This window comes from Streptomyces sp. NPDC088733 (assembly GCF_044751185.1).
Classification (GTDB): Bacteria; Actinomycetota; Actinomycetes; order Streptomycetales; family Streptomycetaceae; genus Actinacidiphila.
This window is the reverse complement of sequence record NZ_JBIVLH010000009.1, coordinates 1-17,718: the sequence shown is the minus strand read 5'-3', so window position 1 is coordinate 17,718 and position 17,718 is coordinate 1. Positions and strand designations below refer to the sequence as shown.

General features: G+C 73.6%; 16 protein-coding genes. 11 read left to right on the top strand and 5 right to left on the bottom strand.

Annotated features, from left to right (window positions below; translation table 11 throughout):
* Window positions 1-291 precede the first annotated feature (291 nt).
* The 3 genes from ACIP64_RS18040 to ACIP64_RS18030 all read left to right on the top strand — a co-directional run bounded on the left by ACIP64_RS18040 (window position 292) and on the right by ACIP64_RS18030 (window position 2,082).
* Complete coding sequence (locus ACIP64_RS18040) at window positions 292-546, top strand: hypothetical protein (RefSeq protein WP_401587375.1); 255 nt, start codon at window positions 292-294, stop codon at window positions 544-546.
* Window positions 547-557: 11 nt separating this feature from the next.
* A complete protein-coding gene (locus ACIP64_RS18035) occupies window positions 558-707 on the top strand; it encodes a hypothetical protein (RefSeq protein WP_401587373.1) in 150 nt (49 codons plus the stop codon).
* Between the two features lie 88 nt (window positions 708-795).
* A complete protein-coding gene (locus tag ACIP64_RS18030; protein ID WP_401587370.1) occupies window positions 796-2,082 on the top strand; it encodes an alpha/beta hydrolase in 1,287 nt (428 codons plus the stop codon).
* Between the two features lie 38 nt (window positions 2,083-2,120).
* On the opposite strand, the gene ACIP64_RS18025 is transcribed toward ACIP64_RS18030, so the two are convergent.
* The gene (locus ACIP64_RS18025; RefSeq protein WP_401587367.1) at window positions 2,121-3,626 is read right to left on the bottom strand and encodes a metallophosphoesterase family protein; all 1,506 of its coding nucleotides are present in this window, start codon (window positions 3,624-3,626) and stop codon (window positions 2,121-2,123) included.
* Window positions 3,627-3,807: 181 nt separating this feature from the next.
* Between ACIP64_RS18025 and ACIP64_RS18020 the strand changes: the two genes are divergently transcribed.
* The 3 genes from ACIP64_RS18020 (at window position 3,808) to ACIP64_RS18010 (ending at window position 7,370) form a co-directional block, all read left to right on the top strand.
* Complete coding sequence (locus tag ACIP64_RS18020) at window positions 3,808-5,868, top strand: SpoIIE family protein phosphatase (RefSeq protein WP_401587365.1); 2,061 nt, start codon at window positions 3,808-3,810, stop codon at window positions 5,866-5,868.
* 81 nt (window positions 5,869-5,949) lie between these two features.
* Window positions 5,950-6,681 carry a hypothetical protein gene (locus ACIP64_RS18015; protein ID WP_401587362.1) on the top strand — a complete coding sequence of 244 codons (732 nt, stop codon included), beginning with the start codon at window positions 5,950-5,952 and terminating at the stop codon, window positions 6,679-6,681.
* Between the two features lie 467 nt (window positions 6,682-7,148).
* Window positions 7,149-7,370 carry a cold shock domain-containing protein gene (locus tag ACIP64_RS18010; protein ID WP_360901234.1) on the top strand — a complete coding sequence of 74 codons (222 nt, stop codon included), beginning with the start codon at window positions 7,149-7,151 and terminating at the stop codon, window positions 7,368-7,370.
* A 10-nt stretch (window positions 7,371-7,380) separates the two neighbouring features.
* On the opposite strand, the gene ACIP64_RS18005 is transcribed toward ACIP64_RS18010, so the two are convergent.
* Together ACIP64_RS18005 and ACIP64_RS18000 are read right to left on the bottom strand one after the other, a co-directional pair.
* A complete protein-coding gene (locus ACIP64_RS18005; RefSeq protein ID WP_401587359.1) occupies window positions 7,381-7,821 on the bottom strand; it encodes an Lrp/AsnC family transcriptional regulator in 441 nt (146 codons plus the stop codon).
* 5 nt (window positions 7,822-7,826) lie between these two features.
* The gene (locus ACIP64_RS18000; RefSeq protein WP_401587356.1) at window positions 7,827-9,185 is read right to left on the bottom strand and encodes a transaminase; all 1,359 of its coding nucleotides are present in this window, start codon (window positions 9,183-9,185) and stop codon (window positions 7,827-7,829) included.
* 366 nt (window positions 9,186-9,551) lie between these two features.
* On the opposite strand from ACIP64_RS18000, the gene ACIP64_RS17995 reads away from it, so the two are divergent.
* Both ACIP64_RS17995 and ACIP64_RS17990 read left to right on the top strand, forming a co-directional pair.
* On the top strand, window positions 9,552-9,761 hold the full coding sequence (locus ACIP64_RS17995; RefSeq protein WP_360901228.1) for a heavy-metal-associated domain-containing protein: 210 nt from the start codon (window positions 9,552-9,554) through the stop codon (window positions 9,759-9,761).
* On the top strand, window positions 9,758-12,043 hold the full coding sequence (locus tag ACIP64_RS17990; protein WP_401587354.1) for a heavy metal translocating P-type ATPase: 2,286 nt from the start codon (window positions 9,758-9,760) through the stop codon (window positions 12,041-12,043). The genes ACIP64_RS17995 and ACIP64_RS17990 overlap by 4 nt, the downstream gene beginning before the upstream one ends.
* A 29-nt stretch (window positions 12,044-12,072) precedes the next feature.
* Here the strand turns inward: ACIP64_RS17990 and ACIP64_RS17985 are convergent, their stop codons facing one another.
* Window positions 12,073-12,492: an SsgA family sporulation/cell division regulator gene (locus ACIP64_RS17985; RefSeq protein WP_360901223.1), complete on the bottom strand. Its 420-nt coding sequence runs from the start codon at window positions 12,490-12,492 to the stop codon at window positions 12,073-12,075.
* 212 nt (window positions 12,493-12,704) lie between these two features.
* Between ACIP64_RS17985 and ACIP64_RS17980 the strand changes: the two genes are divergently transcribed.
* Both ACIP64_RS17980 and ACIP64_RS17975 read left to right on the top strand, forming a co-directional pair.
* Complete coding sequence (locus ACIP64_RS17980) at window positions 12,705-13,877, top strand: winged helix DNA-binding domain-containing protein (RefSeq protein WP_401587351.1); 1,173 nt, start codon at window positions 12,705-12,707, stop codon at window positions 13,875-13,877.
* Window positions 13,878-13,944: 67 nt separating this feature from the next.
* A complete protein-coding gene (locus ACIP64_RS17975; RefSeq protein ID WP_384291690.1) occupies window positions 13,945-14,133 on the top strand; it encodes a hypothetical protein in 189 nt (62 codons plus the stop codon).
* Window positions 14,134-14,166: 33 nt separating this feature from the next.
* On the opposite strand, the gene ACIP64_RS17970 is transcribed toward ACIP64_RS17975, so the two are convergent.
* On the bottom strand, window positions 14,167-16,581 hold the full coding sequence (locus ACIP64_RS17970; protein ID WP_401587348.1) for a D-alanyl-D-alanine carboxypeptidase: 2,415 nt from the start codon (window positions 16,579-16,581) through the stop codon (window positions 14,167-14,169).
* A gap of 254 nt (window positions 16,582-16,835) precedes the next feature.
* Here ACIP64_RS17970 and ACIP64_RS17965 point away from each other — a divergent pair, with 254 nt between their 5' ends.
* Window positions 16,836-17,546 (top strand): GPP34 family phosphoprotein, encoded by a 711-nt coding sequence (locus ACIP64_RS17965; RefSeq protein ID WP_360901211.1) that lies wholly within the window; start codon window positions 16,836-16,838, stop codon window positions 17,544-17,546.
* The last annotated feature ends 172 nt before the right edge of the window (window positions 17,547-17,718 follow it).

Here is a 17,718-nt window from a genome sequence, read left to right as displayed (position 1 = left end):
GGCCATGCTGCTGGTGGCGTGCGATGTCCGTCATCTCGCGCGGCGGATCCACCGGCGCATGCCGACCCGTGTCGTCAGGCCTGTCGTGTTGCGCGTGGTGGCCGCGAGCGCCGGTACCGCGGGCGTGGTGGTCGGCAGCGTCCGACTGGTGTCCGCGCTCGGCGGCTGGGGCGCAACGGCGTGCTCCGCGCGGGTGATGCGGGGCCCGGGGCCGCGCGGTGCGGCGCGCTGTTCCTGCCGGGGCGCGCATACTCCTGCGGGTTCCGCGTGGCCCGAGGAGAGGTGCTGGCGATGTCCCTGCGCGACACGGTCGAGGCCGAAGTGCGTGAGTGGTACGACGCCTACGTCGAGACGTTCGTGGGTCTGGCCCGGGGCGAGCGCACCGACACCGGGGCGCTGCTCGGCTTCTACGGCGCCCCCATGGTCGTGGTGACCGACGGCGACCACAAGGTGCGCCGACCCGCGCCGCCACCCTGGAGTTCGCGACCGGCACGATCGACACCCTGGTGCGGGCCGGCTGCACCGGGTCGGAGATCTCCCGCCTGACCGTCCACGCGGTGGCGACCGGTGCCGCCTTCATCGAGGGCGGGTTCGCACGCCACGACCGCGAGGGGCAGGAGTTCGGGGCCGGCACCGGCGCGTACCTGGCGGTCAGGACGGCGGAGGGCCGGCGGTTCGCCTCGTTCATCAGCAGCACGCGGCTGTAGGGCCGCACCCGCAACCCCCGGGCGGCCGGGACGTCGTAGCGGATGACGGGTTCCGTCATCCGACGCGACGACACGAGGCAGACAGACCATGAAGAAACGCAGCGCACGCACGACGCTGACGACCCTGGCCGGCGTACTCGCCCTCCTGGCGGTGCCCGGCACCGCACGGGCCGCGGACGGGGGTCAGGGGCCGGACCGCGGCCGGCAGGGCGTGAGCGAGGTGCTCTACAACCTGGGCGACGAGGCGTTCCGGCCGCCCAAGTCCCTGGGCTACGTGGGGAACAACGAGCTGGACGGGGCGGTGTACGTGCCCGCCGACCTCGCCGAGGGCCGTCACCCGCTGATCGTGATCGAGCACGGCATCCACGCCACCTGCGCCGACGCGGACGCCGCCCGGGACCTGGCCGCCGCGAAGGCCGCGCTGGCGCGGGACGAGGAGACCGGCGACTCCGCCGACGCCGAGAAGCAGCAGGCGGTCATCGACGCCACCGTCGCCGCCCTGTACGCGTGGCCGTGCGCGCCCGGCACGGACCAGATACCCAGCTACCGAGGTTACGACTACCTCGGCCGGGACCTGGCGCGCCGCGGCTTCGTCGTGGTCTCCATCGGGACCAACGGCATCAACTCCACCTCCTTCGGCCAGGCCGACACCGTCTACCAGGCACGGGCGAAGCTGATCGAACGCCATCTGGTGATGTGGCGGCAGCTGTCGCAGTCCGGTGGGGGCCCGCTCAAGGGCGCGTTCACCGACGCCGCTTCGGGACGCGCCTCGGCGGTGGACTTCCGCGGCCACGTGGACCTGGGCAATGTGGGGCTGATCGGGCACTCCATGGGCGGCGCCGCCGTCATGCAGGAGATCGACGACCCGAACCGCGCCTCCTGGCCCCGCGGCGTCACGATCCGCGCGGCGTTCGCCCTGGCCCCGGCCGCGACATGGGACGAGGTCACCGTCACCAGGACGCCGTTCGCGGTGATGTGGGGGACGTGCGACACGACCAACGGCGGCACGTACGTCGAGCAGAACGCGGCCCGCAACAAGGTGCCGATCACGAAGTTCACGCTGACGGGCGGGGTCCACAACTTCTACAACACGCAGTGGTCGCCGGCCGGCGGGCAGGTCCTGTCGGAGGACGAGTCCTTCCCCGGCAGCCGCCCCGGCACCTGCATGGCGCAGTTCCCCGACGCCGACTACCCGCAGCAGGACCAGGACGAGCTGTCCGAGCGGCAGCAGCGCCTGCTCACCCGGGACTACGTCGGGGCCTTCTTCGCGCACCATCTGCTGGGCGACCGGCGGTACGACGCCGTCCTGCGGGGCGAGGGGCGGTTCCCCGGCGCGCCGGACGTGGTGGACGTGCGCTACGACGCGGGCAGGTGACCCGCGCCTGAGGGGGTGCGGGACGCGCCCGCGCCCCCTCAGGCGCCGCCCGGCAGGGCGATGGTGAAGTCGTCCTCGACCGGCGGGTCCAGCTCGTGCTCCCGCAGCCCCGTGGCGGCGAAGCAGCGCACGCGTATCGCGGCGGGGCTCACGTCCAGCCGCAGGAAGCTCTTGAAGAACGGCGGGCTGTAGGTGGCCGAGCCCGGGGAGAGCAGCCGGGTGAGGACCCTGCGGACGGGCAGCCGCATCCGCCGCTTGCGGTGCGGGCGGGGCGGCGCCCCCAGCAGGCCCGCGACGAAACGGGTGCGCGCGGTGACCGGCGCCCCGGTGGCGCGCGTGGGCTCGACGCCGAGACGCTCGGCCAGGGCCGCGGCCGCCTCGTCGGGGGTGAGGTCGAACAGGCGGCGCAGGCGCAGGCGGCGCCCGTAGAGCCGGCTGTAGAACGCGAGGGAGTCGCCGCGCATCGGGTAGCAGCGGAAGGCGTCCTCGGTGACGCCGCCGACCGCGACGCGCGGGATGGTGTGGGTGGCGTGCATGAAGGCCCCGCCGCCGCCGGAGACGACGTACTCGATCCGGCGGCCGTCCACGTCGACCGGGTAGTGCTGGTAGTTGTGGATGTCGCCGCCGATCGCGGCGACGTAGTGGTGGGCCGGGTCGCGGACGATCTCGTCGACCGTGCCGCCGCCCTCTATCGCGCACGGGTGGTGCTCGCCGTCCACGTAGATCGGGGAGCCGGTGACCAGGATCTTGGGGCGGGAGCCCCGGGAGACCCGGCGCAGCCACTCGCCCTGCTCCCGGTCGATGCCGCCGAGGAGCCCGGTGTCGATGCCGATGATCCGCACCGGCCCGGAGTCCATCGCCCAGTACGGGCCGGGCAGCGACGCGGCCTGCGCGGGCGCGGACCGCATGCGGCGGTCCTCGTCGAGCCGGGCGTCGTCGGGGGTGTCCGGCCGCGCCCACAGCAGGGTCCGCCACCAGGCGGGGCTCAGCGCACGGGGTCGGGGGGCGGGCGGGAGCGCCGGGGCGCGGCAGAAGACCCGCATGAAGCCGGTGAGGCCGTCGTACCAGTCGTGGTTGCCGGGGATGGGATAGATCGGGGCGTCGTAGTCCCGGTAGGGCCGGAAGAACTTGGTGCCGTACTCGTTGGCGCTGCCCACGGGGTACAGGACGTCACTGCAGAGCACGGCGTAGCGGGTGCCCTCACCGGCCTTCAACAGGCCGGGGACCACGGCGTACTGGGGGTCGTCGCCCTCGCCGGTGTCGCCGAGGAGGAGGAACGAGAACGTGTCGGGGTCGTCCCGCTCGATCACCAGGTCCGCACCGGCGGCCCCCCGTTCCACCTGGCCCGCGACCCAGCGCTGCCGGTCCCGGCCGGTCGGGTCGCCGAACAGCGACGCCAGGGGGCCGTTGCGCGCCTTCCACAGCGTGGCCGGGTTCAGCCACGACAGGTTGACCACCCGCGCGGGCATCAACTCCTGGTACGAACCGGGCTTCTGACTCTCCCAGCCGGCACCGGCCAGGGAGTCGCGGGAGGAGTCGGACACCCGCGCACCCTAGCAACCGGAGCTGAGCCTCCGGTGCGCCGGGGACCGCCCCCACCGCCCGCCCGCCGCCTCCGGTGGCGGAGCCCCGCGCGCGGTGTATTTACTGAGAAGTGGTGGCAGCCGCACCCGAGGAGCCGAGGTCAGCCATGGCGCCGGAACGACGAGACGGCCGGGCGGGGGAATGAGCACCGGCCCCGTGGCGGAGGCCACGGGCAGCTTCGAGAAGGCCCTGTTCGACCAGTCGCGGGCCGGGCTCGAGGTGTACGACGCCGATCTGCGGGTGCTGCGCGCCAACCCCGCGTCGCTGCGCATGCGCGGCATGCCGGCCCGTTCCGTGATCGGTGCGCAGCTGGAGGAACTGGACTCCGGTATCCCCCTGTCACCGGTCGTGCGGGAGGCACTGCGGACCACCGGCACGCTCGTCGAGCGGCCCGTCGCCGCGTATCCGGGAGGCGATCCGGAGCACCGGCACGAGTACGAGGTCGCCGGCTACCACCTCCAGGACGGCGGCGGCCGCACCATCGGCGCGGCCTGCATGTTCCACGACGTCACGGGCCAGGGGCGGGTCCGGCGGGGCATGGACCTGCTGAACATCGCCCGGGCGGGCATCGGCAGCACCCTGGACGCGCTGCGGACCGCGCAGGAGCTCGCCGACGTCTCCGTGCCCTGCTTCGCCGACGCGGTCGCCGTCGACCTGCTGGAGTCCGTGCTCACCGGCGACGCCCCCATGGGCCCGATCTCCACCACGCTGCCGATGCGGCGTGCCGGGTTCAAGGCACGGGAGGGCCAGGTCGGCGCCTATCCGATGGGCGGCGCCAGTTACTACGCGATCCCGACCCCCTACACACAGGCGCTGGGCGATCTGCAGCCGCGCCTGGTCGGCGTGCTGCCGGAGAAGGGCGGCTGGCTGCTCCACGACCGGGCGCGGGCCGAGTTCATCGCCCAGAGCGGCATGCGCTCGCTCATCGTGATGCCGCTGACCGTGCACGGGCTGGTGATGGGCCTGGCCAGCTTCTACCGGAGCGGCTCGCGACCCGACTCCTTCGACGAGCAGGACCTGGCCCTGGCCACCCAGCTCGCCGCGTGCACCGCGCTGTGCCTCGACAACGCCCGCCGCTTCACCCGCGAGCACACGATCGCGACGGCGCTCCAGCGGAGCCTGCTGCCGCGCACACCGCCGCAAGTCGCGGCGGTGGATCCGGCGCACTGCTACCTGCCGGGCCGCTACGGCGCCCACTGGTTCGACGTGCTGCCGCTGTCCAGCTGCCGCGTGGGGCTGGTCATCGGCTACGTCCCCGGGGAGGACCTGCACGCGTCGGTCGCCATGGGACGGCTGCGCACCGCCGCGTCCACGCTGGCCGCGATGGACCTGCCGCCCGACGAGCTGATCACCCACCTCGACGACGTGGCGCAGAACATGGCCCGCGAGCAGGACGCCGACCCGGTCACCCTGCACCACGCGCGGGCGCCGTTCACCGCGTCCTGCCTGTACGTGACGTACGACCCGATCACGCGGCAGTGCTCGGCGGCCACCGCGGGGCACGACGGCCCGCTGCTGACCACCCCCGAGGGCGCCGTCAGCTTGCTCGACGTACCGCGCGGGGCCCCGCTGGGACGCGGCACCCCGTACGAGATGACAACCACGGAACTGCGGGACGGCAGCCTGCTGACCCTGCACTCGGACAGCGTCGCCGACCGGTACCCGGCCGAGGCCGGGGAACGGCTCAGCCGGCTGTGCGACGTGGTGTCCGACCCCGCGACCGCGCCCAGGGACATCTGCGACGCGGTCGCCTACCGGCTGCTGCGCGGCACCCCGCAGGACGGGGCGGCGCTGCTGGTGGCCAGGGTCCGCGGCATCGACCCGGACCGCATCGCCACCTGGACGTTCCCGGCCGAGCCCCCGTCGGTCCCGGAGGCCCGGCGCGCGGCACGGGACCGGCTGGCGCACTGGGGGCTGGAGGAGCACGTCCCCGTCACGGACCTGGTCGTCAGCGAGCTCGCCACGAATGTCGTCCGCCATGCCGTGGGGCCGATCCGGCTGCGCCTGATCCTCGACCTCAACCTGACCGTCGAGGTGTCCGACGCCGCCGACACCGCCCCGCACCTGCGGCACGCCCGGCTCCAGGACGAGAACGGCCGCGGGCTGTTCATCGTCGCCTCCCTCACCCGGCACTGGGGGACGCGCTACGAGGACGACGGGAAGACCATCTGGGCCGAGCAGGACCTGTCGTCCGCGGCCTGACGCGGGCGGGAGACGAGGGACGCGCGGACCCCGGGAAAAAACCGGGTGTGTGTGCGAACCGCGCTTGATAGCTTCGCCGGTGTGCCGAAGCTGAATCAGATCATCGCCGTGGAGAAGGGCGTCAAGTCCAAATCCCTCCAGGAGCTCACGCAGGCCCATCACGACGTCCAGAAGCCCGCGCTGCTCGCCGGTATCGCCCGGACCTACCAGCCGAAGGACGAGGAGGGCGAGCAACTGCCGCCCGAATCCACCCGGGTGCAGGTCAAGGCCGAGGACGTGCTGCGGACGACGGCGGCGACGCTGACCCGGCTGTTCGACGTGACGGCGACGAAGGACTGGGCGAACCGGTCCGCGGCCGCCGACGTGACGGTGGACGGCCGCGTCGTGCTGGCGCAGGTGCCGGTGCCGTATCTGCTCTTCCTGGAGAAGCAGTTGACGGACCTCCACACCTTCGTGCGCAAGCTCCCGGTCCTCGACGCCGCGGAGTCCTGGCACCCGGACCCGTCCACGGACTGCTGGAAGACCGAGCCGGTGCGGACGATCCGCACGAAGAAGGTGCCCCGCAACCACGTGAAGGCGGAGGCCACCGAGAAGCACCCGGCGCAGGTCGAGGTGTACTACGAGGACATCCCGGTCGGTTACTGGACGACGGTCAAGTTCTCCGGTGCACTGCCCGCCCGCCGGGTGAACGAGCTCCTGGACCGGGTCGAGAAGCTCCAGCAGGCCGTCAAGTTCGCCCGCGAGGAGGCCAACGGCGCGGAGGTCACGGACCAGCGCGTGGGCGACGCCGTTTTCGGCTACCTGTTCGGGTAGCCGCAGGAACGCCCCCCGTGCGAGCGGGGGGTGCGCGTGAGAGCGCAAGCTGAAACTGAACGTCGAAGCTGATCCAGGGGTGGCAGTTGAAGGTTCGAATCCTTCCCCCGGCACCGCGTGCCGGGGTGGCCCAAGCAGGCAGAGGCGGCCCTGTCAATCTCAGATTCTCGCTCCAGTCTCAGTATTCGCCACCGAACACCGGATCGACCGAGTGCGGACGACCGTCGACGGATGGGGGTTCAATTCCCCTCTGCGCCTCTTCGCGGCGCGGTAGTTCAATGGCAGAACACGTCGACCTCAGCATGATCCGCGACTCTTAAACGCCGCCGGTGTGCGCAATTGGGTGGCATCCCAGGAACCCGGGAGCTGGATACGCTCCCTGGTTCCGTCACGTTCGCGGGCGGGGGCGCGGCGGTACGGGTGAACAGCGCGGGCCGGATGCCGCGGGAGCGCCTACGCTCGGCCTCATGGCGAACGCGACCGTACGCGAGTGGGACGACGAGGCGGGCTGGGGCGTGCTGGACTGCGCCGAGACGCCGGGGGGATGCTTCGCGCACTACGGCAACATCGAGATGGCCGGGTTCCGGACCCTGTCGGCGGGCCAGTCGGTGGTGCTGGAGTGGGAGGCCCCCGGCTTCCGGCAGGACGGGTACGACTACCGCGCGCTGCGGGTCGTGCCGAAGGGCTGAGCGTCCGGCGTCAGCCCACGTCCCACAGGAAGCGGTGGGTGTGGATGCCGAAGTACGGGAAGGTCTCGACGTCCGTAACGCCCTCGAGGGGCCGGACGACGTCGTTGACGAAGTCCAGCAGCTCGGGCGGGCCGGGGCAGACGACCTCGGCGAACAGCGCGTAGGACCCGGCGGTCAGGACGGCGTAGACGACCTCGTCGCGGGCGGAGAGGGTGTCGGCCACCGCCCGGGGGTCGCCGTCGACGCGCAGGCCGAGCAGCGCCATGGCCTGCCCGCCCATCGCCATTGGGTCGGTGACGCCGACGACCTGCACGACCTTTCCGTCGACGAGCCGCTGCAGCCGCTGGCGCGCCGCCGACGGGGAGAGCCCGACCTTGGGGCCGAGGTCGGCGTAGGGGATGCGGCCGTCGGTCTGGAGTTCGCGGAGGATCGCGCGGTCGATGTCGTCCACGGGGGTCAGCCTGCCAGTTCCGCCAGCGCGTCGGCGAAGAGGGCGGTGTGGGTGTCGACGTCGGCGGCGGTGGTGTCCGGGCACATCAGGGCCATGTTGTGGAACGGCGTCATGAGGACGCCCCGGTTGGCCGTCCACAGGTGCAGGAAGTCCTCCAGTTCGGGGTCGGCGGCGGCGGCCGACGCGGTGCCGGTGCGCGGGGCGGGCGAGGAGAAGCGGTACTCCGTGCGGGCGCCGAGGGTGCTGACGGACCAGGGCAGGCCGTGCTTGGCGACGGCGCCTTCGACTCCGTCCGCAAAGCGGGCGGCGAGGGCGGACATCCGTGTGAACGCCTCGTCGGTGAGGACGTGTTCGAGGGTGGCGCGCATGGCGGCGACGGACAGGGCGTTGCCGGCGAGGGTGCCGCCGACGCCGCCCATGTCGACGAGGTCGAGGTCGGCGCGGCCGAGGAGCCGGTCGGCGAGTGCGGCGGACAGGCCGTAGGCGCCGGCGGGGACGCCGCCCGCGACGGCCTTGCCGACGGTGAGGATGTCGGGCTCCAGGGACCAGGCGGCGGTGGCGCCGCCGGGACCGGCGGAGAAGGTGTGGGTCTCGTCGTTGATCAGGAGCACGTCGTGGCGGCGGGTGAGGGCGCGGACCCCGTCGAGGTAGCCGGGTTCGGGCAGCACGATGCCGATGTTCGTGAGCGCGGGTTCCATGAGGACGGCGGCGACGTCCCCGTGGGCGAGTTCGCGTTCCAGTCCCTCCAGGTCGTTGAACTCCGCGACGCGGCTGGTCAGGGTGACGTCGCAGGGGGCGCCGACGTTGCCGGGGCGGCTGACGCCGCCGCGTCCGCCGGGGCCGGTGACGATCAGCGACTCATCGACGCTGCCGTGGTAGCAGTAGCTGTTGACGAGGATCTTCTGCCGTCCGGTGACGGCGCGGGCGAGCCGGATCGCCCAGCGGTTGGCGTCGGTGGCGGTGAGGGTGAACGACCAGCGCGGCAGGCCGAAGCGGCGGGCGAGTTCGGCGCCGACCCATTCGGCGTCCTCGGTGGGCAGCATCGCGGTGGCGCCGCCCTGTTCGCGGAAGCGGCGCTCGACGGCTGCGGCGACGGGTTCCGGGGAGTGGCCGGCCATGGCGCCGGTGTCGCCGAGGCAGAAGTCGACGTAGCTGTGGCCGTCGATGTCGGTGACACGGGCGCCCCGGGCGCCGGCGAGGTAGCGCGGGAAGGCGCCGGCGGTCTTGTTCATCCAGGTCATCGGTACGCGTCCGAAGAGGTGGTCGGCCGCTTCGTAGGCGGCGCGGGACTTCGGGTTGCGGGCGACGGCGTCGGCGGTCTCGCGGGCGAGCAGTGCGCGCAGCCGGGTGCGGTCGAGGGACATGGGCGCTGCCTCCTGTGCGGCGGATGACGCGACGCGCTGACGCTACTGCTGATTCGAGCGTCACATCAATGCCTTGCGCGTGAATCACGCGATCCGGCGCCGAATGCGTGATCGCCCCGCACGGGAATCGCATCCCGCCAGCACTGATCGCCGCACCCCGGGCCGCCATTGGCCCATACGCCCGTTGGCCGTTCGCACCGGTGCTTTTCTTGACGTCGCGGGCACCGCGCGTGACACGGACCTCGGCCGGCACTCCGCCTACTCATACCCCTAGGGGGTATAGTGTGGTCATCGGGTGGACGGCCTCGCGGTCCTCGCGGTCCTCGCCGCCCACCGGAACACGCACTTAACGCACGAGGAGAACCCATGTCTGTCACCTACAGCGTCTCCGGGATGAGCTGCGGTCACTGCGAGTCCGCGGTCACCAAGGAGGTCTCCGCCCTCCCCGGCGTGACCGGGATCGAGGTGGACGCCAAGACCGGTCTGCTGACGGTCGCCTCCGCCGCCCCGCTGGACGACGACGCGATCCGCGCCGCCGTGGACGAGGCGGGCTACGAGCTGGTCGGCAGGGCATGACTCCCGCGGATCGCCCGCAGGTCCTCCCGCCGGTCGCCGCGGCGCCGGTCACCGAGCTCGAACTCGAGATCGGCGGGATGACCTGCGCCTCGTGCGCCGCGCGCGTGGAGAAGAAGCTCAACCGGATGGACGGCGTCACGGCCACCGTCAACTACGCCACCGAGAAGGCCAAGGTCGCGTTCGGCGACGGCATCGGCGTGACGGACCTGATCGCCACCGTGGAGGCCACCGGCTACACCGCGGCCCTGCCCGCGCCGCCGGCCCCCGCCGCGGCTCCCGGCGACCCCGCCGGCACCCCCTCCGCGCCCGACGAGCTCACCACCCTGCGGCAGCGGCTCGTGACCGCGGTCGTGCTGGCCGTGCCCGTGATCGCCATGTCGATGGTCCCGGCCCTGCAGTTCACCAACTGGCAGTGGCTCTCGCTGACGCTGGCCGCGCCGGTCGTCGCGTACGCCGCGTGGCCCTTCCACCGGGCCGCCTGGACCAATCTGCGGCACGGCGCCACCACCATGGACACGCTGATCTCGCTCGGCACGCTGTCGGCCTTCGGCTGGTCGGTGTGGGCGCTGTTCTTCGGCGAGGCCGGCATGCCCGGCATGAAGCACCCCTTCGAGCTGACCGTGGCCCGCGGCGAGGGCTCGGCGAACCTCTATCTGGAGGTCGCCGCCGGTGTCACCGCCTTCATCCTGGCCGGGCGCTTCTTCGAGGCCCGTTCCAAACGCCGTGCGGGCGCCGCGCTGCGCGCCCTGATGGAGCTGGGCGCCCGGGACGTCGCCGTGCTGCGCGACGGGCGCGAGGTGCGGATCGCGACCGCGGACCTCGCGGTGGGCGACCTGTTCGTGGTCCGTCCCGGCGAGAAGATCGCCACCGACGGCGTCGTGCGGGAGGGGACCTCGGCCGTCGACGCGGCCATGCTCACCGGTGAGTCGGTGCCCGTCGAGGTCGGTCCCGGGGACTCCGTCACCGGCGCCACCGTCAACGCCGGCGGACGGCTGGTCGTGGAGGCCGTCCGGGTCGGCGCGGACACCCGGCTCGCGCAGATGGCGCGGCTCGTGGAGGACGCGCAGAACGGGAAGGCCGCCGCCCAGCGGCTCGCGGACCGCATCTCCGCGGTCTTCGTGCCCGTCGTGATCCTGCTGGCCCTGGGGACGCTCGGCGTGTGGCTCGCGCTGGGCGAGGGCGCCGTCGCGGCGTTCACCGCGGCCGTCGCCGTCCTGATCATCGCGTGCCCGTGCGCACTCGGCCTGGCCACGCCGACCGCCCTGATGGTGGGCACCGGACGGGGTGCGCAGCTCGGCATCCTCATCAAGGGTCCCGAGGTGCTGGAGACCACCCGCCGGGTCGGCACCGTCGTGCTCGACAAGACCGGGACCGTCACCACGGGCGTCATGACCCTCACCGGCGTGCACCTTGCCGACGGCGAACGGGAGGACGAGGTCCTGCTGCTGGCCGGCGCCCTGGAGGACGCCTCGGAGCACCCCATCGCGCGGGCCGTCGCCCAGGCGGCCCGCGAACGCGCCGGCGACCTGCCGGGCGTGGCGGACTTCCGGTCGCTGCCCGGTCTCGGCGTCCAGGGCACGGTGGACGGCCGGGCCGTCACCGTCGGCCGCCAGACGCCGCCGGCGCCGCTGCCGGAGAAGCTCGTCCTCGCCAAGGTGCAGTCCGAGGCGCTGGGCGGCACCGTGGTGACCGTCTCGTGGGACGGGCGGCCGCGGGCCCTGCTGGTCGTCGCGGACGCGGTGAAGCCCGGCAGCGCCCGGGCCGTGGCGATGCTGCGCGAACTCGGTCTCACCCCGGTGCTGCTGACCGGGGACCACGAGGCCGTGGCCCGCTCGGTGGCGGCCGAGGTCGGCATCGACGCGGCCGACGTCATCGCCGGGGTCATGCCGGAGGAGAAGGTCGCCGTCGTCCGGCGGCTCCAGCAGCAGGGCCGGTCGGTCGCCATGGTGGGCGACGGCGTCAACGACGCGGCCGCTCTGGCCCAGGCGGACCTGGGTCTGGCCATGGGCACGGGAACGGACGCCGCCATCGAGGCGGGCGACCTGACCCTGGTCCGGGGCGACCTGCGGGTCGCGGCGGACGCCATCAGGCTGTCGCGCCGCACCCTGGCCACGATCAAGGGCAATCTCTTCTGGGCCTTCGGCTACAACGTGGCGGCGCTGCCGCTGGCCGCCGCGGGCCTGCTCAACCCGATGATCGCGGGCGCCGCGATGGCCTTCTCGTCGGTCTTCGTCGTGGGCAACTCCCTCCGGCTGCGCGGTTTCCGGCCCCTCGCGGACTGAGTCCGGCGGCAGTCCGCGCCGCGGTCGCCTCACTCCTCCCCGAGGAGCGAGGCGATCACGGCGTCCATGTCGACGCCGCGGAACTCGTGGCCGGGCGGGACGGCCTCGTAGACCCGGGCCAGGAAGATCCGCAGGTCGGTGGTGGCGACCTCGACGAGGGCGACGCCCGCGGGGGCGCGGAACTCCAGCACCGTGCGGTCCGGGCCGGCGGGGCGGACGTGGACGTCGCCCTCGCCGGCCGGTTCGTAGAGCCCCGTGGTGAGCAGGCCGCGGGCGAAGACCCAGGTCACCTCGGCGCCGTCGAGCGACACCGAGGGCGGGAAGGCCATGCGCGCCGCCAGCGGGTCGTCGCGGTGGTAGCGCAGGGTCGCCGTGATCTCGTGGCCCTCCGGCCCGGACTTCGGGGTGTGCAGGCGGGCCTGGACGATGTGGTCGATGTCGGTGAGCATGGCTGGGTCCTCCGGGGGTGCCGTGCCGGGTCCGGTGTGCCTTCCGTCGGGGATGAGAGCGTCGACCGCCCCGTGTCTTACGCGGGTTGGGGGACGACTTACGGCGAGGTGATGTGACCTGCGTCACACCGTGCGGCAGCGTTGTCGGTGGGCCGTGCCACGATGGCCCCGCGGCGCCCGCCAGGACGCCGCGGGACACGACGGGGGTGGCCATGGGAGCGCGGCGCGAGGTCGGGGCGGAGGAGCGGCGGCACCGGATGGCGGCGCGGCAGCGGCTGACCGCCGACGGGCGCGCGGAGCGGCCGGAGGAGGCCGCGGAGTCGCTGGTCGCCCTGCACGGCACCGACCCGGCGACGGTCTACCTGTCCGCCGCGGCCCGGATGCGCGTCCCGGACGCGGCGGCGATCGACCACGCCCTGTACGAGGAACGGAGCCTGACCCGGCTGCTCGCGATGCGCCGGACGATGTTCGTGGTCACGGCGGACGCCCGGCCCCTCGTCCACGCGGCGGCGGCGCACGCGATCGCCGCGGCCGAGCGCCGGAAGCTGACGGCCTGGCTCGCCGAGGGCGGCGGCTGGGACGAACGGTGGCTGGCGGAGGTCGAGGACGCCGTCCTGGTCGCCCTCGCCGGGGGCGCGGAGTCCACGGCGGCGGAACTGGCCCAGCGGGTCCCGCGCCTGCGCGAGCAGGTGGTGGCGGCCCGCGGCAAGCCGTACGAGGCGACGCAGAACGTGTCGAGCCGCATCCTGCGCGTGCTGGCCGCCGAGGGCCGGATCGTACGGCGGCGCCCGGTCGGCGGCTGGACGAGCAGTCAGTACCGGTGGGCGGCCGGCGCGGTGCCGCCGCCGACCCCGGCCGGCGAGGCGCGGGCGGAGCTGGTGCGGCGCTGGCTGGCGGCGTACGGGCCGGGCACCGAGGCCGATCTGAAGTGGTGGACGGGGTGGACGCTCACCGAGGTCCGCACGGCGCTGGCCGCGGTCGGCGCGGAGCCCGTCGGACTGGCGGAGGGCACCGGCCACCTGCTGCCGCAGGACATGGCGTTGGAGCCCGACCCCGGGCCGTGGGCGGCGCTGCTGCCCGCGCTCGACCCGACGCCGATGGGCTGGCGGGGGCGCGACTGGTACCTGCCGGAGGACCCCGCGGACCGTGCCGCGCTCTTCGACCGCTCGGGCAACATCGGCCCCACGGTGTGGTGGAACGGCCGGGTCGTGGGCGGCTGGGCCCAGCGCGCGGACGGCAGCGTGGTGCACCGTCTGTTCGCCGATCCCGGACGCGAGGCGGCCGCGGCGATCGGTGCGGAGGCGGCCCGGCTGCGCGGCTGGCTGGGCGGCACCCGCGTCACCCCCCGCTTCCGGACACCGATGGAACGCGAGCTGTCGGCCTGAACCGCCGTCACTCCGGGTATGCCGCACCCGACGGTCGGTACACAGAGCTGACAGTGGAGGTGACCCCATGGAACAGGTGGCGGTGTTCTGCGGCAATTGCGACTGCGGCTGTCCCACCCTGTACGTGGACGAGAGCGCGCCGCCCGAGCAGAGGGTCGTGATGACCGACGACTTCGGGCAGCGCGTGCGGATGAGTTCCGACCAGTTCCGTTCGCTGGTGGAAGAGGCGAAGGCGGGCCGGCTGGACCACGTCTAGCGGTCCGGCCGGCCCGCCTTCGCGGGTGCGCCGTCAGCCGAGGCGGGTGAGCTTCGAGCCGAAGGACGGCTGGGTCAGGTCGCGTTCGAGTGCGACGGGGACCTTGATGCTGCTGTCGCCGTTGCCGACGGTGAGGGTGCCGATCGTGGTTCCGGCCGGCGCCTTGTGCGGGATACCGCCCTTGGCGGCGACGACCGAGATGTCGACCTTCAGCCCGGTCCAGCCGATCGCGGTGACGTCCTTGGTGGCCACGACGCGCGTCCGGCCGCCGAGGCCGTCGTCGATGTAGCCGACGACGTCACCCTTCTTGATCACGGTGTCCGAGGTGAGGGTGGACAGGGCGGCCTGCAGCAGGGTGCTGCTGCGGGTGAGCACCGTGTCGATGATGGGTGCCTTGTGCTGCCCCAGCATCGCGCCGATGATCAGCTGCTTCGTGCCGCCGATCTCACGGACCGCCGCGAAGAGCAGATTGCCGCCGGCCTTGGTGCTGGTGCCGGTCTTGATGCCGACGACGTTGTCGTAGCCCGCGAGCTGGTTGTAGTTCTTCTGCTTGTCGCCGTTGATGTCCCTGTACTCGATCTTGGTGGCGATCTCCGCGAACACCGGGTTCTTCATGGCGGCGTGACCCAGCTTCACCTGGTCGCTCGCCGTGCTGACGGTGGTCGCCTCCAGGCCGCTGGGGTCGGTGTAGTGGGTGTTCTTCATCCCGAGCTGCTGGGCGGCGGCGTTCATCTTCTTCACGAACGCCTTCTCCGAGCCCGCGTCCCAGCGGGCCAGCAGGCGCGCGACGTTGTTCGCCGACGGCAGCATGACCGCCTCCAGCGCCTCGTACTCGCTGAGCTTCTGTCCTTCGGTCACCTTGACCACGGACTCCTGCTCCGCCTGGCCGCTGACGAACTGCTCCTCGGCCGTCTTGTCGACCGGGACCGTCTCGCCGTCGCCGCCCTTCTTGATCGGGTGGTCGCGCAGGATCACATAGGTCGTCATGACCTTCGCGACGCTGGCGATCGGCACGGGCTTCTCCTCGCCGAACGCGCCCAGCCGGCCCAGGCCCTCGGCCTCGACGACGGCCTGGCCCTGCGGGGGCCACGGCAGCGAGAGCTCGTCGCCCTCGAAGGTGTACGAGGACTTCGCCGTCAGGGTCAGCTCGGGCGCGGGCAGCGGGCGCAGCGCCTGCACCAGGACGAAGATCACCGCCAGCAGCAGCACCACCGGCGTCCAGATCTTCACCCGGCGCACGGTGGTGCGCAGCGGGGTCTGCACCGGCGGCGGGGTGTTGGTCAGCTCCGCCAGCAGCTTGAGGGGTTCGTCCGGCTCGGGCGGGAGCGGCATCTGCTTGGTGCGCGAGCCGAGGTCCTCGGCGGCCGGCCGGTCGTCGCCGACGAGCGGGACAAACGTTCCGCCGCCCGGCCGGGCGGGCGTCGCCGCGGGCGCGGAGGCGGCCGGGCGTGCGACGGCCTTCCCGGCCGTGCCGGAGCCGTCGGTGCCGCCCGTCCCGCCCTTCTCCGGCGCGGCGGCCGGGGCGCCCGGCGCCCTCAGGGTGAGCGTTCCCTCGCGGGGCGGGGCGTCCGCGCCGTCCGCGCGCGGCGCACGCAGCGTCATGGTGCCCTCGCCGGTCCGCGGACCCGCGCCGGAGCCCCCGAACCAGTCCGCCGAGCCGTTGACATGGCGGGGGGTCTCCTGGGAGGGGCCGCCGGAGTCGTCGCCCCCGGCGGAGGCCGCGGCCCTGCCGGAGTCGCCCGAGTCGCCGGGACCGTCCTCGTCGCTCTCCTCGGCGTCCTCCTCGGCGTCCTCCGCGGCCACGGACCCGTCCGGGTGGGCCGCCGGGTCCGCTCCGCCGGAACCCTCCGGGGCGTCAGAAGCCTCCGGGCCGCCCGTGGCACCCGTGCGGTCCGCGTCCCCGGGGCGTTCCGCTTCGCCCGCGGGCTCCTCAGGCGCCGCTGTGGCGGCCTCGGGCGCGTCGTCCGGCCCGTCGGGGCCGCCGGCGGCTTCCGCTTCCGCTCCGGCGCCCTCAGGGGCTTCCTCGGGGGCGTCGGAGGCCGGTCCGGCGCCGGAGCCCGTCGCATGGTCCGGGTCGTCGGGGTCGTCCTGCCCGGAGCGGGCATCCGCGGGCTCGTCCGCCGGAGCGCCTGCGGCGTCGGTACCGGATTCCCCGGGGCTCCCCCCGTCGTCCGCCGCGGAGGCGTCCTCGGCGTCCGGCGCAGTCCCGTCCGGCACATCGTCCGCGTCCGCTCCGCCGTCCGGCGTACCGGGACTACGCCGCTCCGGCTCCGCCGCCGCGGGCGCCCCGGCCGCCGCGGGCGGCTCCGGCGCGGACTCCGGTGCGTCCGGAGACGTTTCCGCCGGCTCCCCGCGGAAGACCGCGAGCCTCGGATCCACCGCCCCGCGCCCGGTCGCCTCCCCGGCCGACTCCTGCTGATCCGCCCTGCCGGGGGACTCGCCCGCCACGCAGACCTCCTCCACACGTCGTGCGGAGCGCCGCCGCGGCGCCCCGCTCACCCATACACCAATTTCCGGGCCCCGGCAGAACAGCCTCCTCGGGACCCGCCGACGGGACACCTGCGCCGCCCCCACAGGCGGCGCCGCCCCGGTGCAAGACGCAAACGACATATGAGTCGGTTCCCGCACGAACGGGCAAGGCGCTCTCGACAGGCCGGTGTGAGAGGCGTCACCCTGTCATTCATCCACGCGGGGAGGCATGGATGGGCAGGAGCCGCAGAACACTTCCGGAGGAGCTGTTGCTGCTCGCCCTGGACCCGGCCACGGGTACCACGGCGCAGCCGCAGTCTCTTGACCTCGGTCTGGCCGGGGCACAGCTAGTGGAGCTGTGTCTGGCCGGACGAATAGCCCCTGACGGGGATCGTATCGCCGTGGTGCACCCACGGCCGACAGGAGATCCGACCCTGGACTCCGCGCTCGAACTGCTGCGCCGACGCGGCAGCCCGGTGCGCGCCGTCCACTGGATCGGCGGGCCCCGCCTGGGGCTGCGCCAGACGTATCTCGTGCACCTGGAGCGGTGCGGCATGGTGCATGCCGTACCGGGCCAGATGTGCGGGGTGCTGCCGACCACGCGCTATCAGGCGACCGACAGCGAGGTCAGCCGGGAGATCAGGGCCCGGCTGGACAGCGCGATCCGCACCGGTGTGCCACCGGACCCGCGGACCGCGGCCCTCGCCGCGATCGCCCATGCGGTGGGCCTCGGCAAGCATTTGTACCCGGGCAACGAGGGCCGGTCCTCGCGATCGCGTCTGCGTGACCTGATCCGGTACGACCCCATGGGCGGCCTCGTCGCGCACGCCGTGATGGACGTGCAGAACGGCGCCGCCGCACCGCCCAAACGCGCCCCCGCCCAGGGGCGCCCCGCACCGGACCGGGCGACGGGCCACGGCATGGTGCGGGCGGGCGCCCGCTGAACCGCGGTGCCGGGGTCAGGGCCCCGGCACCGGCACCGGCACCGGCGACAGCACAGCCGTTGCGCAGCGGCGGGGGGGGGGCGGGGGGGGGGGGGGGGGGCCCCGCCCGCCCCGCGCGCGGGCGGGGTGGGGTGGGTGTGTGGGGTGGTCGGTCTAGGGGGGGGAACGCGGG